This window comes from Kitasatospora sp. NPDC056138, assembly GCF_042264695.1.
In the GTDB taxonomy this organism is placed as follows: Bacteria; Actinomycetota; Actinomycetes; order Streptomycetales; family Streptomycetaceae; genus Kitasatospora.
Window position 1 is genome coordinate 1 of sequence record NZ_JBHJVK010000065.1, and the last position, 13,710, is coordinate 13,710.

At 69.0% G+C, this 13,710-nt stretch carries 10 protein-coding genes; 8 read left to right on the forward strand and 2 right to left on the reverse strand.

Features of this window, described 5'->3' with window-relative positions:
* Positions 1 to 3,778, reverse strand: a 3,778-nt coding sequence (locus ACFC1R_RS30240; RefSeq protein WP_375943986.1) for an amino acid adenylation domain-containing protein, incomplete at its 3' end; no start/stop codon positions are given.
* Positions 3,779 to 4,209: 431 nt separating this feature from the next.
* Between ACFC1R_RS30240 and ACFC1R_RS30245 the strand changes: the two genes are divergently transcribed.
* Genes ACFC1R_RS30245 through panD form a run of 3 tightly spaced genes read left to right on the forward strand, consistent with a single transcriptional unit; the run spans position 4,210 to position 6,666 of the window.
* On the forward strand, positions 4,210 to 5,568 hold the full coding sequence (locus tag ACFC1R_RS30245; RefSeq protein WP_375943988.1) for a lysine N(6)-hydroxylase/L-ornithine N(5)-oxygenase family protein: 1,359 nt from the start codon (positions 4,210 to 4,212) through the stop codon (positions 5,566 to 5,568).
* Positions 5,555 to 6,226, forward strand: a complete 672-nt coding sequence (locus tag ACFC1R_RS30250; RefSeq protein ID WP_375943990.1) for an FMN-binding negative transcriptional regulator — start codon at positions 5,555 to 5,557, stop codon at positions 6,224 to 6,226. Before ACFC1R_RS30245 ends, ACFC1R_RS30250 begins: the two co-directional genes overlap by 14 nt.
* A 32-nt stretch (positions 6,227 to 6,258) precedes the next feature.
* Positions 6,259 to 6,666, forward strand: a complete 408-nt coding sequence (gene panD, locus ACFC1R_RS30255) for an aspartate 1-decarboxylase (RefSeq protein WP_375943992.1) — start codon at positions 6,259 to 6,261, stop codon at positions 6,664 to 6,666.
* An 88-nt stretch (positions 6,667 to 6,754) separates the two neighbouring features.
* Here panD and ACFC1R_RS30260 read toward each other — a convergent pair whose 3' ends face one another.
* A complete protein-coding gene (locus ACFC1R_RS30260) occupies positions 6,755 to 7,609 on the reverse strand; it encodes a hypothetical protein (RefSeq protein WP_375943994.1) in 855 nt (284 codons plus the stop codon).
* 873 nt (positions 7,610 to 8,482) lie between these two features.
* Between ACFC1R_RS30260 and ACFC1R_RS30265 the strand changes: the two genes are divergently transcribed.
* From ACFC1R_RS30265 to ACFC1R_RS30285, 5 genes are all read left to right on the forward strand, one after another.
* Positions 8,483 to 9,253 (forward strand): thioesterase II family protein, encoded by a 771-nt coding sequence (locus tag ACFC1R_RS30265; protein WP_375943996.1) that lies wholly within the window; start codon positions 8,483 to 8,485, stop codon positions 9,251 to 9,253.
* 98 nt (positions 9,254 to 9,351) lie between these two features.
* Positions 9,352 to 9,564: an MbtH family protein gene (locus tag ACFC1R_RS30270; RefSeq protein WP_375943998.1), complete on the forward strand. Its 213-nt coding sequence runs from the start codon at positions 9,352 to 9,354 to the stop codon at positions 9,562 to 9,564.
* Positions 9,565 to 9,703: 139 nt separating this feature from the next.
* Complete coding sequence (gene ddaH, locus ACFC1R_RS30275; RefSeq protein ID WP_375944000.1) at positions 9,704 to 10,516, forward strand: dimethylargininase; 813 nt, start codon at positions 9,704 to 9,706, stop codon at positions 10,514 to 10,516.
* 363 nt (positions 10,517 to 10,879) lie between these two features.
* Complete coding sequence (locus ACFC1R_RS30280; RefSeq protein WP_375944002.1) at positions 10,880 to 11,257, forward strand: transposase; 378 nt, start codon at positions 10,880 to 10,882, stop codon at positions 11,255 to 11,257.
* A 125-nt stretch (positions 11,258 to 11,382) separates the two neighbouring features.
* Positions 11,383 to 13,707 (forward strand): DUF4139 domain-containing protein, encoded by a 2,325-nt coding sequence (locus ACFC1R_RS30285; RefSeq protein WP_375944004.1) that lies wholly within the window; start codon positions 11,383 to 11,385, stop codon positions 13,705 to 13,707.
* Positions 13,708 to 13,710: the final 3 nt, after the last annotated feature.

Genomic DNA, 13,710 nt, shown 5'->3' on the forward strand with positions numbered 1-13,710 from the left:
CCGTGGAACCCGACGTGTAGATCGTGTAAGCCGTGTTCGCCGCCGTCAGCGGAACAACCCGATCCGCATCCGTCGGATCAGTGACGGGCTGCCCCGCCCAGACCTCGGCCAACTCGTCGACAGCCAGCCCGCCCGGCAGCTCCTGCACCAGCTCCCCGCTGGTGAGGAGCAGGGCGGGAGCAGCGTCGGCGAGCATGTACGAGATCCGCTCGGCCGGGTAATCCGGATCCACCGGCAGATAACCGGCACCCGCCTTCACAATCCCCAGGACCACCGCGACCTGCTCGGCACCACGCGGCAGCACCACACCCACAAGATCCTCAGCACCGACACCCCGCGAGATCAACCAGTGCGCAATCCGGTTCGCCCGCGCGTTCAACTCCGCATACGTCCACAACACCTCACCCCCGTCCACAGCCAGAGCAGACGGCGCAGCCTGCACCTGCGCCTCGAACAGCTCAGGCAGCGTCGAGTCCTTGATCTCGGGCCGCGACGTGGTCGCCCAGTTCCGGAGCTGCCCTTCCTCACCGCCGGTGAGGACATCCAGCGATCCGATCGGCCGGGACGGGTCGGCGGTCACGGCCCGCAGCAACTGCGTCCACCGTTCGATCAGCGTCTCGATCGTGGCCCGGTCGTAGAGGTCCGTCGCGAACTCGACCGTGCCGGACATGCCCATGGGCATGCCATCGGAGTCGTGGCTCTCGTACATGCTGATGAACGCGTCGAAGCGTGCTGTACCGGTGGGCCAGGTCTCGGAATCCGCCTGCAGGCCGGGCAGGTCGAAGTGAGCCTCTTCGTTGTTCTGGAGGATGAGCGCGACCTGGAAGAGCGGGTGGTGCGCGGCGGAGCGCAGCGGGTTGAGCTTCTCCACCAGGTACTGGAAGGGGACGTCCTGGTGGGCGTAGGCCTCCAGGCTGGTCCGGCGGACCTGCGCGAGCAGGTCGGTGAAGGCCGGGTTGCCCGCCGTGTCGGTCCGCAGCACGAACGTGTTGACGAAGAAGCCGACCAGGTCGTCGAGGTTCTCGTCGGTACGCCCTGCCACGCCGCTGCCGATCGGGATGTCGGTCCCGGCGCCGAGGCGGGTCATCAGAGCGGCCATGGAGGCCTGCAGCACCATGTACATGGTGCTGCCGGTGGAACGGGCCAGCTCGGCGAGGTCCCGGTGCAGGTCCGCGTCGATACCGAAGGGGTTGACGTCACCGACGTAGCCGGCGACGGCCGGGCGGGGACGGTCGGTGGGAACGGTGACCTGCTCCGGCAGACCGGCCAACTGCTCGGCCCAGTACTCGTACTGGCGGGTGAACGGGCTCTGCGGATCGGTGTCGTCACCCAGCAGGTCACGCTGCCAGAGCGTGTAGTCGGCGTACTGCACCGGCAGCTGCGGCCAGTCGGGCTCGGCGCCGGTCAGGCGCGCGGTGTAGGCGGCGATCAGGTCACGGGCCAGCGGGGCCAGCGACCAGCCGTCACCGGCGATGTGGTGCAGCACCAGCATCAGCACCGACTCCGCCGGGCTGACGGTCAACAGCTCGGCACGGAAAGGGACTTGGCCGGACAGATCGAACTCGTGACGCGCGGCCCGGTTCATCGTCTGCGTGAGATCGGTCTGAACGACCTGCCGGACGTACAGCTCGGTGCGGGCCTGGTCGGGGGTGAGGATGTGCTGGCCTGGGTGGCCGTCAACATCCTTGAAAACGGTGCGCAGGGCCTCGTGGCGTGCGACGACTTCGTTGAGGGCGTCCTGCAGCGCCTGCCGGTCCAGGTCACCGGCGAGCCGCAGGGCGAGTGCGATGTTGTAGGTGGCGGAAGGGCCTTCCAGCTGGTGCAGGAACCACAGCCGCTCCTGGGCGTAGGACAGCGGCAGCACCTGCGGCCGGGCCACCGGCTCAAGTGCGGGGCGCAGCTCGCCGACGTGGTCGGCCAGCCGACGGGCGAGCTGCTCCGCGGTCGGCGCGTCGAACACCGTCCGCAGTGGGAGCTCCACGCCCAGTGCCGTGCGGATACGGCTGATCAGACGGGTGGCCAGCAGCGAGTGACCGCCCAGCTCGAAGAAGCTGTCGTCGATCCCCACCCCGGGCACACCCAGGATCTCGGCGAACGCCGTGCAGAGGATCTCTTCCTGCAGAGTGCGCGGAGCGCGCCCGGTGCCCGCCAGGGTGTAGTCGGGTGCGGGCAGGGCCCTGCGGTCGATCTTCCCGTTCGGAGTCATCGGCATCCGGTCCAGCCGGACGACCACGGAGGGAACCATGTAGTCGGGCAGAACGTCCCGAAGCTGCTCCCGGATCCGCTCCGAGGAGAAGCCGTCGACCGCCGTCGGCACCGCGTATGCCACCAGGCGGGTGCCACCGGGCTGGTCCCGGCGGGCAATGACCACGGCCTGGGAGACACCGGGCTGCTGCTGCAGCACGGCCTCGATCTCGCCGGGCTCGATCCGGAACCCGCGGATCTTCACCTGGTCGTCGCTGCGGCCCAGGTACTCCAGCTCACCATCACGGTTCCAGCGCACCAGGTCACCCGTGCGGTACATCCGCTCGCCTGGCCCACCGAACGGATCCGCGACGAACCGCTCGGCGCTCAGACCGGGCCGGTTGAGGTAGCCACGGGCCACGCCCTTGCCGGCGATGTAGAGCTCACCGTCCTCGCCCGGGACGACCGGCCGGAGACGGGCATCCAGGACATACACCCGCGCGTTGAACAGGGGTCGCCCGATCGGTACCTGACGGTTCTTCAGGAGTCCACTCGCCGTTGCGTACACGGTGCATTCCGTCGGCCCGTACGCGTTGACCATCCGACGGCCCGGGGACCAGCGCTCCACCAGCTCCGGCGGGACCGCCTCACCGATCATGGTCAGGGTGCCCAGTTCGGACAGGGCCGACTCACTCCCGGCGGGGAGCGTCTCCAGCACCGAGGCGGTGATGAAGGCATGGGTGATCCGCCGGTCAGCCATCATCCGCATGAGCTCGTGGCCGGCCAGGCTGTCGGCGTCGGTCAGGACGAGAGCGGCGCCGGACGTCAGCGCAAGGAAGATCTCCGAGACGGAGGCGTCGAATCCGAGCGAGGCGAGCTGCAGGATCCGGCTGCCGGGGCCCACCGTGCAGCGGTCGATCAACGCGGTGGTGAGACTGGCCAGCCCGGTGTGGGTGACGGTGACGCCCTTGGGCCGACCGGTGGAACCGGAAGTGTAGATCGTGTACGCAAGGTCTTCGACGACGAGCGGTGCGAGACGGTCCGTATCGGTGGGATTGCCGGTGGCCTGCCCGTCCAGTAGCCCGGAGAGCACTTCGACGCAGACGCTCTCACTGCCGGTGCCGGGCAGACTCGCGGCGAGGGCGGCCGTGGTCAGCAGGAGGGCCGGCTTCGCGTCGGCGAGCATGAAGTCGATGCGCTCGGCCGGGTATCCCGGGTCGACGGGCAGATAGGCGGCGCCCGCCTTCGTGACGCCCAGGATCGCGGCGATCTGCTCGGCACAGCGAGGGAGGGCCACACCGACCAGCTGGCCCGGAGCGATACCGCGCGAGATGAGCCAATGAGCGATCCGGTTGGCCTGCGCGTTGAGCTCGGCGTAGGTGAAGGAGCGGTCGCCGTCCTCGAGCGCGAGATCCTGTGGAGTCGCCTCGACCTGGGCCTCGAACAACTGCGGCACGGTGGCATCGTCGATGTCGTCCCGCCGGTTCCGGCCCCAGTCGGACAGCAGCCGGTCCTGTCCGTGAGGAGGCACGGGGACGCCCCCATCGGCACCGGAGTGGAGGGTCTCAGCGAACCGCTTGTCAGAGGTGGTCATGAAGACTCCACGGGAGAGGCGACGAGCGTCCAGGCGCGGAATCCGAGATTCACTGACTGATCTCAAGCCTGAACCGGAAATGACTCGGGTCGGTAATGCGAGCAGGCCGAACAGACCGACGGCGATCCTGATGACCACCCGCCGGTTCAAGACCTTTAATTGGAAGCTTGGACTACGGATCGTGCGCGCCCCAGGCGACATGCATCCCAGAACAGCAACGTTCGATGATCTTCACCAGCGGCCGGGACTGTGTCAAGAAGCGCCTGTTCAACCGCAAAGATTCCGTTCAACTGTACAGACCTGGCCGTCACCGCATAGAGAGGCCTTCTTGACGCCCACCCTGAACATGTGCGGAGATGTCTTTCCGACGGGGAACTCTGGAATTGAATTCCCGCGCACGGCAGCCCCCAAGAACGGGATGAGAACACCACATGCAACCGAAAACGACGTACAGTGGTCCAGTTTTCGATATTTTGGGAGTCGGTTTCGGGCCCTCCAATCTGGCCTTGGCGGTAGCGGTCGACGAACACAACGCGGCCACCCCGGACGCCCCGCTGCGTGCCAGGTTCGTCGAGCGCAAGCGGACCTTCGAATGGCACAAGGGAATGCTGCTCGACCAGGCGACGATGCAGGTCAGTTTTCTCAAGGACCTGGCCACAATGCGGAATCCGCGCAGTCGGTTCACCTTTCTGACGTATCTGCACGAGCGCGACCGGCTGGTCCAGTTCATCAACCACAAGACGCTCTTTCCGCTGCGCATAGAGTTCCATGACTACCTGGAATGGGTGGCCGCGCAGTTCACGGAACTCGTTCATTACGGCACGGAGGTGGTCGAGGTACGCCCCGTCGAGGAGGACGGCAGGGTCGTCTACCTGGATGTGGTCTCACGCGAACTCGGCAATACCGACATGGTGGTCGTGCACCGGACCCGCAACCTGGTGATTGCCAGCGGCATTGTTCCCACCCTGCCGCCCGGACTGGAGAGCACGGATCGCCTGTGGCACAGCTCGGACTTCCTCAACCGACTGGCGGAGTTCCCGGGGGATCCGTCGGTGTGTACGGTCGTCGGCGCGGGGCAGAGCGCCGCCGAGATAGCCGGACACCTTCACGAGAGCTTTCCGAACGCCGATGTCCACGCGGTTTTCTCTCGCTACGGCTACAGCCCTGCCGATGACTCGCCCTTCGCCAACCGTGTTTTCGACCCAGCGGCCGTCGACGAATTCTTCTCCGCACCACCGCACGTGCAGGAGAAGTTCTTCCAGTACCACGCAAACACAAACTACTCGGTGGTCGATATCGAGGTCATCGAGGACCTGTACGGCCGGATCTACCGAGAGTCCGTCCGCGGCGTGCCGCGCCTGCACATCCGCCATATGACGGCGGTGAAGCAGGTTACGTCCGAGCCCGACCGGGTCCGGCTCCGGCTGGAGCATCTGACCACCGGCGAGCTCGTCGACCTCGACACCGATCTGGTGGTCTTCGCGACCGGCTACCGGCCGATGGATCCGCTCGCGGTGCTCGGCGGGATGGCCGACCTCTGCAAGCACGACTCCTCCGGTCTCCTGCGCGTCCAGCGGGACCACCAGGTGGTGACCGAGAGTTCGGTGGAGTGCGGGATCTACCTGCAGGGCGGCACCGAGCACACGCACGGCCTGTCCTCCTCGCTGCTGTCGACCACAGCCGTCAGGGCCGGCGAGATCGTCGAGTCCGTGGCCGGACGCTCCCGGGGCACGGATCCCGGGCGGACCGAACGAGCAACGTCGAAAGGCTTCAGCAATGTACGTTCCTGAGCAGTACCGGCCGCAGGACGCGTCCTGGACACTCGAACTGATCCGTTCCAACCCGTTGGCCTTGCTGGTCACCAACGGGCCACAGCACCCCTGGGCCACACACGTTCCCGTACTCCTCGCCGAGGAGTCGGACGGGTCGCACGCCTCCGGGGACGACCTCGTCGGCCGGCGGATCCTCGGGCACCTGAACCTGCTCAATCCCCACTGGGAAGCGCTGGTCGAGGCCGGTCACGCCCTACTCGTCTTCCAGGGGCCCAACTCCTATGTGTCCCCGACGGTTTACGAGAAGGCTCCCGCTGCCCCGACCTGGGACTTCACTTCCGTTCACGTCCACGGCGCACTGCGGCTGATCGACGACCCCGATGACCTCAGGAAGATCGTGCAAGCCACCGTGCGCACCTTCGAGCGGGAGGTCGGCACGGGCTGGGACATGAGCGGGTCGCTCGAGTACTTCGAACGCCTGCTGCCCGGAGTCCGCGGGTTCGAGATCGAGATCCAGAGCGTCGACAGCATGTTCAAGCTCAGCCAGGAGCAGCCTCCCGAGACTGTGACCAAAGTGATCGACAGCTTCCGCCGGAGCGACGGGAGCTGGCAGCAAGAACTCGCCACCATGATCGAACGAGCGGCGTCCGATCAGCCTGGCGACCTCGCTCCGTAACGCCACCACCGTGTGACCCGAGAGGACGAACCATGCAGCGCACCATGCTGAAATCGAAGATCCACCGAGCCACCGTGACCCAGTGCAACCTGCACTACGTGGGCTCGGTGACCGTGGACGAGGACCTGATGGAGGCCGCCGACCTGATAGCGGGCGAGCTGGTCCACATCGTGGACATCAACAACGGCGCCCGCCTGGAGACCTACGTCATCGCCGGGCCGCGCGGCAGCGGCATCATCGGGATCAACGGCGCCGCGGCCCGACTTGTCCACGAAGGTGACCTGGTGATCATCATCTCGTACGCGACGGTCGACGACGCTGAGGCCCGCAAGCTGGAACCCAGCGTCGTCTTCGTCGACGAAGCCAACCGTGTCCTGGAGGCCGGCACCGATCCGGCAGCCGTACCGCCGGGGCACGGCCTGGTGTCCGGGGCTTCCTAGGCAGGCACCGGTGAGCCGGCTCGCGGTGGAGCCAGGCTCACGAGGCCTGTTCAACTGTCCGGAACGAACAGTTGAACAGGCGCCGGTCTCAGTCCGTTCGGCTTTCCAGCTCCTCGGCGAACGAATTCCAGTGCTGTGCGCACGCTCGCGCGAACTCCGCTATGGCCTTCGCCGCATGGGGCGGAACCTGTTCCAGAAACTCGTTCCACTGCTGACTGCCGGTCGCCTGCGAGCCGAGCCAGCGCAGCAGCGAGCGGCGGGCCTCATTGAAGCGGAGCGACGGGTCGCGGCGGAGCCTCTCCACGATATCCGTGGGCCGGGTGACCGCGTCGGTGCCGGGCGGCGCAAGCCGACTTCGCACCACGCCGTGCCGCTGCCCGCTCTGGGCCATTCTCATGACGCACTGCCTCGGCACGGCCTCCTCCGTCCGCAGCTTCGGAAGACTCTCCGTCGCCCGCTGCTTCGGGGGGACAGGGTCCTGGCCGCGGCGCATCCGGTCGCGGACATCTCGCACGGTGGCCGGAGCGATACCCGCGACCTTGGCGATCTCCCGCAGGGAGGCGCCGGGTTGCTCGGCTATCAGCTTGCCGGCCAGTCGGCGCCCCTCCGCCGCGCTGAGCGGGCGCACCTTCCCGTCACGCCCGATCCGCGCCTCCAGCGGGGATCCGGCAGACTCCCTCTGCCGGATCCCACTCACCGTCACGGCGGAGAGCCCCGCGGCGGCGGCGATCGCGCGGTCGGACCAGTAGGGATGCGCCTTGAGGATGCGGCTCGCGGCAGCGGTGCGGTCCGCTTGCGTCAAGGGCAGGCCATGGGCCCTGTTGGCCTCGACGGCGATCACGAATGCAGCCTCCGCGTCGCCGTCGAAAAAGCTCACCTCAATCTCCTGGTCGCCCCGCAACCGCGCCGCGAGCAGGCGGTGCTGGCCGTCGATGACCTTCATGGACGGCCAGTGGACCAGGATCGGCGGCAGTGGCCCGTCGACCTGCGCGAGGGTTTCGACATGCCGCTCGTCCGGCCCCAGAAGCCTGGGGGAATCACCAGGTAGGAGTGAGCCGACCGGCATCGTCCTGGTATGGGGCTCGGGTAGTGGCCCGGACAGTCCGGTCCTGCCGTCCACACATCCTGAATATGCGTCATCAACACGATTTGCCATGGATACTGCCTCCCCCGTATCGCCTGACTGGTCCTGCAGCCCTTGTGCCGAGTCCTGTCCGGGCACGAAGAGCGGACCCATCGTAAGCACTCACTACGACGACCGGTTTGAATTGTGACGCTGCGTCATATCGGCTGGCCAGGTGGGCACGTACGGCGATGAGTGGCCTCCGGAGGCTGTCGGCGGAGGCTCGGCGGATCGCGGTCGCAGGTGCTCGGACCATGCTTGCGGGCGGAGCCGGGCCGCAGCCGAACGGCGAGCCGGGCCGCGCCGGGGCAGGCGGCCCCCGACCGGACACGCACGGAGCCCAGGGGGGCATGACTCCCGAAGATCTTCTCCGCCGGGATGCCCGGTCCCCGGACACGACAGGCCCATTGACACCCGGAGGAGACGCATGGAAGCATCATCGAAGTCGTGATCATCTTGATCGGATTCTCTGGCGCAGGCTTCCTCGAGTGGCGGCGCGAATCAGCACCCCGATTCGGGACTTACCGCCTCGCTCCCGAACGGTCCGGCTCACCGGAATTTCGAGTACAGCTCTGCACCTGACTCTCTCCGGCAACAGGTCAGATCATTCCGGACCGTTCGACGAGAGCAAACCGGATACCGGTACGGGAATCATCCAGAGCGGCGATCCGGTGCAACTTGAGGAAGAGTGGTATGCGCAGCCAGGACGACATGCGGGTCGGCCGGTGGTTCCGGAAAGTGCGGCAGTGCCCGAATCCGCAGATGCGATTGATCTGCTTTCCCCATGCCGGAGGCCTGGCGAGCTTCTTCCACCCCTGGGGCCGGCTCATGCCGCCCGGTGTGGAGCTCCTCGCAGTCCGCTACCCCGGCCGTGAGGATCGGTTCCTCGAACCTTTCGCCGAGACGATGGACGAGCTTGTCGAGCAGATAGTCCGTGAATGCTCTGGTCTGCTCGATGCACCACTGGCGTTCTTCGGCCACAGCATGGGCGCATCCGTCGCCTACGAGGTCTCACTGCGCCTGCAGAAAGAGTGCGGATTCTCCCTGTCGGCCCTCTTCGTATCCGGCCGCTCGGGGCCCGGGCGGGAGCAGATTCGCCCGCTCTCCGAGGCTGGTGAGGCCCAACTCATAGATGAACTCCGCGAGTTGGGCGGCACGAACGCCCAGGCCTTCGACGACGCGGAGCTGCGCGAATTGGTTCTACCGGCGATCCGTGCCGACTACCGGCTGATCGAGGCGTACACGGCGACAAGGGCCGGCGCCGTGGTGAACGCCCCTGTCACTGCCTACTATGGAAAACAGGACGCGGACGTGGACCGCGATTCCGCGAAAGCCTGGGCCGAGGTGACGCACTCGGATTTCCGCGTACTGCCTTTCGAGGGCGGCCACTTCTATCTCCTGGACGAGACCCAGGCTCTCGTCGGCGACCTCCTCTCCAGTCTCGGCCGCACCACCAGGGGCTGAGCCCTGCCGAAATCAGTCGCATGAGTTCGGCCGGACCGGCTCAGCGGAATCTCCCTCTCCATTCGAAGCCACACACAATCCAGACAGAGGAACCAAGAATGTCGAACCCGTTCGAGGACCCCAACGCCACCTACTTCGTCCTGGTCAACGCAGAAGGGCAGCACTCGCTCTGGCCGGCCTTCGCCGAGGTGCCAGAGGGCTGGGACATAGCCTTCGGCGAGGCCGGTCGCGAGGAGTGCCTCGAATTCACCGAGAAGTCCTGGACCGACATGCGCCCGAAGAGCCTCGTCGCCGCCATGCAGGGCAACTGACCTCGGCTTTCCGTGCGCAATCGGCCGGAGGTCTCGGAATTCCGCCGCCTCCGGCCGCAGGTCTGCTGAATGCAAGGAGATTTCCGTGTCGCCGAGTACCGGCAGCACCGATTACGGGTACGCCAGGACAGGGGAAGCAGTGACTCGCACGGCAACACAGCGACGCCTGCTGATGTGCGCTCCCCACCACTTCGACGTCACCTATTCGATCAACCCGTGGATGGCCCCCGAGAAGCCCACCGACGGCTCTCTGGCACTGGCCCAGTGGGAGAGACTCCGCGATCTGTACCGCGATCTCGGGCACGTCGTGGAGACGGTCGATCCGATCCCCGGGCTGCCCGACATGGTGTTCGCCGCCAACGGCGCCACCGTGGTGGACGGCCAGGTGTTCGGCGCTCGCTTCCGAAGCTTCGAGCGCACGGCCGAGGGCCCGGCCTACCTCGCGTGGTTCCGGGACAACGGCTTCGGGGACATCTACTGGCCGGAGCACGTGAACGAGGGCGAAGGCGACTACCTGCTCGCCGGCCGCACACTGCTGGCGGGTACGGGATTCCGCACCGACCGCCGTTCCCACGCCGAGGCCCAGGACTTCTTCGGAGTCCCGGTGATCTCTCTGAACCTGGTGGACCCACGCTTCTATCACCTGGACACCGCCCTTGCGGTGCTCTCGGACGACGAAGTGATGTACTACCCGGAGGCCTTCTCGGAGAGCAGCCGGAAGGTGCTCCGGGAACTGTTCCCCAACGCGCTCCTCGCGACCGAGGAGGACGCTCTCGTCTTTGGCCTGAACGCGTTCTCCGACGGCCGCCACGTACTGCTGCCCCAGTCGGCGGTCCATCTGATCGGCGAGCTGAGGCAGCGCGGCTACGAGCCGATCGGCGTCGACCTGTCCGAACTCCTCAAGGCCGGAGGCAGCGTCAAGTGCTGCACCCTGGAGCTGCGTAACGGCTGAGCAGCGGAACCGGAGGCCCGGGGCGTCGCGCGGCCAGGGCGCTCGCAGGCCATCGTCCAGAGGCCGCTGGCCGCCCTGGTGCGGTGAACCGTCCCAGGCTCTGCCGAAAGTCCCCACCGCGCAGTGCGGCACTCGGCCGTGGGCACCCACCGGCAGGACCGGCGGCCGATCCGCCGCCCCGCCTCGGCACTCGGCTTTCGACGTTTTCGTCGATCGCCGTGGGGGTCGCTCGGGTGGGTGATGTGACGTCATCAGGCCACGCGGGGTGGAGACAGCAGCGAAGCATCGGCGGTGTTCGCGTCGCCTGCGGTGAGGGACCCACCGATGCCTCCGGATCCGACCGTACCCGCTTCCCTGTTCACCGTGTTGGAATTCGTACGGGGCCACTTCACCACGCCGACGTTTCGCACCTTCGCCGCCCTGGTCACGGGGCTGATCGCGCAAACCGGACGGTGCACGGTGACCGGGATGCTCGCCGGCGCGGGATTGACGCGCACCTGGTCCCATGACCGCGCCCACGCCTTCTTCTCCCGCGCACCCTGGAAACCGGACCTCCCGGGCATCGCCCTGTCCCACCTGATCGTTCGCCGCCTGCCGCCCGAGGACGGGGTGTCGACCGTCGCGGTGGACGACACGCTGTTCAAGCGGCAGGCCCGATTTCTGCCCATCCGCCCCTACCAGCCCACCGATCAGGAAAACCGCGCCGTCCAGCAGGCATGGACCGCAGCCAGCGCCGCATGATCACCCAGACCTGTCAGAACGTCGAAAGTCGAGCTCGGCGGCGCGCCCGGGAAATCCCCTGACACCCTGCTGTCCCCGGGGCAGACTGGGCCGCCGGGGGACGGCTCGGACGAAGGGTGGGCGGGGTGGCAGCTGAGGTGGTTCAGAACGCCGGGCAGGTCGCGGCGCGGGGCTGGGGATCGGTGCTCGAATCGGTGGTGGTCTACGCCTCGGGTGCGCTCTGCCTGCGCCGGGCCCGCGGCACCGTGCCGCCGGACGGCCGGGTACGGCTGACCGGACTGCCCCGGACCCTCGACGGCACCCTGCTGCGCGCCCGGGTCGTCGGCGGGAGCACCTGGCGGGTCACCGAAGCCCGGCTGGAGGCGGCCGCCGAACTGCGCGACCCGCAGGACCTGCCCGAACTGCGCCGACGGGTCGAACAGGCCGAGGAATCGCTGGAGGCCGCCCGCGAGCGCTACGCCGGGCTGCGCGCCCGCTTCGAGGAGATCGCCGCCCTGCGCGCGGTCCCGCCCTCCGCCGCACCCCGGCCGGGGGAACCCCCGTACGCCGGCGAGCAGCCGCACCGCCGCACACCCGCCGACGCCTGGCTCGAACTGGCGGACTTCGTCGACGAGCGGCTCACCGCCCTGGACGCCCGCGCCCTGGTCCTCGCCGACGAGGTCCGGCTGGCGGAGCACGATCTCGCCGTCGCCCTGGAGGCCCTCGGACACGCCTCCACCGCCGAGCCCGCCCACCCGGTCGAGACCAGCGCCGTCGTCGCACTGACCCTCACCGGCGGCGACGGCAGCGGACGGGACGTCGAGATCGAGGTGGAGTACGGCGTCCAGGCCGCGTTCTGGGTGCCGTCGTACCGGCTGAGCCACCGTCACGGCGACGGCGGCGACGGATCCCTCGTGCTGCGCGCCTCCGTCCTCCAGCTGAGCGGTGAGGACTGGACGGGGGTACGGCTGGCGCTGTCCACCGCCGACCTGACCCGCCGTACCGATCTGCCGCAGCTGCGCTCGGTGCGGATCGGACGCCGTCAGCCCGCCCCCGCCCCCTCGGGCTGGCGGGCGGCGCCAGCCGGGCTGGCCGAGCTGTTCGCGGGCTACGACGCGGCGGGCCCCCGCCCGCAGACCAGGCACGGCCGGACGTTCGGCGCAGCCGCCCCCGACCCGACCCGCAGCGCACCTGCACCGCGCGGTCCGCTGGCACCCGGCGCGGGCGGTCTGCTCGGCGTGCCGGACGAGGCGTCCGCCGCCGACCGCTTCCACGGCCACGGCGACGGGGGCGCGGGCGCAGCCGTCCCCCAGGCCCCCGCAGCACCCGGCAGCGCACCCGGCACACCGCCCCCGTACGGCGCCCCCGTCGCGTACGGGATCGCACCACCCCCACCGAGCGGCCCCGCCGCCGGCGGCCCCGCCGGCCCGGCCCTGGGGGGCCCACCCCCCGCGCCGGCCCCCGCGATGGCCCCACGCATGCGGATGGCCGCCCCGCCACCCGCTCCGGTCCCGGCCGCAGCCGCAGCCGCAGCCGCAGCGCCCGGCAGCACGCCCGGCGCACCCACCGAACCCGCGGAACCGGCTCAGCTCACACAGCCCGCCGAACCCGCACCGCCCCACCCCGCTCCCGAGTGGCTCGACTACGCCACGCTCGCCCTGCAGGGCCCACAGGCCCCGCCCGCCACCCGCGGCCGGCTGCTGGCGGCCCCCGCCCCGGACCGGGCCCCGGGCCGGCGTGCCGCCCAGGCGGCCGCCGCGGCGGCGCTGCCCGAGCACGCGGTCCCGCCCCACCGGTCGGCCGGGTCGTTCGCCTACCGCTACGACGCCGCCGCGCCCGTGGACATCCCGTCCACCGGCCGCTGGTGGCACACCGTCACGATCGCCGAGGTCCCGGTCGGGCTGCGGACCGAGTACGTCTGCGTGCCCTCGGTCGAGGAGACGGTCTACGCCACCCTGCTGCTGACCAATCCCACCGCCCGGCCACTGCTGGCGGGTCCGGTCGAGGTGAGCGTGGACGGCGAGTTCCTGCTCACCGCGGCGCTGCCGACGCTGGCGCCCGGGGACACCCGCCGGGTCGGGCTGGGCGTGGCGGAGGGCATCCGGGTGGCCCGCCGTACGGAGCTGCGCGAGTCCACGGCGGGGCTGCGGAACAACGTCACCGTGCTCGACCACCGGGTCCACGTGGAGCTGGCCAACCGGCTCGGCCACCCGGTCACGGTGGAGGTGCGCGAACGCGTCCCGGTCACCGCCGACGCCGAGATCCGGATCGAGGAACGACCCGGCTGGACGGCGCCCGGGGAGCAGTACCCCCGGGAGGCGGCCGGGGCCGAGCCCTCGGACACCCACCCGCCGAGCACCCGCCTGTGGCGGGTGGAGCTGCCCGCCGACGGCACGGCCGAGCTGGACGGCGGCTACGAGATCCGAATCCCGGCCGGCAAGGCCATCCTCGGCGGAAACCGGAGGAACTGACCC

Bases quoted from the DNA above. Each gene is read 5' to 3' on its own strand.
- ACFC1R_RS30245 (WP_375943988.1), top strand. From the start codon at position 4,210: ATGCAACCGAAAACGACGTACAGTGGTCCAGTTTTCGATATTTTGGGA.
- ACFC1R_RS30250 (WP_375943990.1), top strand. From the start codon at position 5,555: ATGTACGTTCCTGAGCAGTACCGGCCGCAGGACGCGTCCTGGACACTC.
- panD (WP_375943992.1), top strand. From the start codon at position 6,259: ATGCAGCGCACCATGCTGAAATCGAAGATCCACCGAGCCACCGTGACC.
- ACFC1R_RS30260 (WP_375943994.1), bottom strand. From the start codon at position 7,609: ATGAAGGTCATCGACGGCCAGCACCGCCTGCTCGCGGCGCGGTTGCGG.
- ACFC1R_RS30265 (WP_375943996.1), top strand. From the start codon at position 8,483: ATGCGCAGCCAGGACGACATGCGGGTCGGCCGGTGGTTCCGGAAAGTG.
- ACFC1R_RS30270 (WP_375943998.1), top strand. From the start codon at position 9,352: ATGTCGAACCCGTTCGAGGACCCCAACGCCACCTACTTCGTCCTGGTC.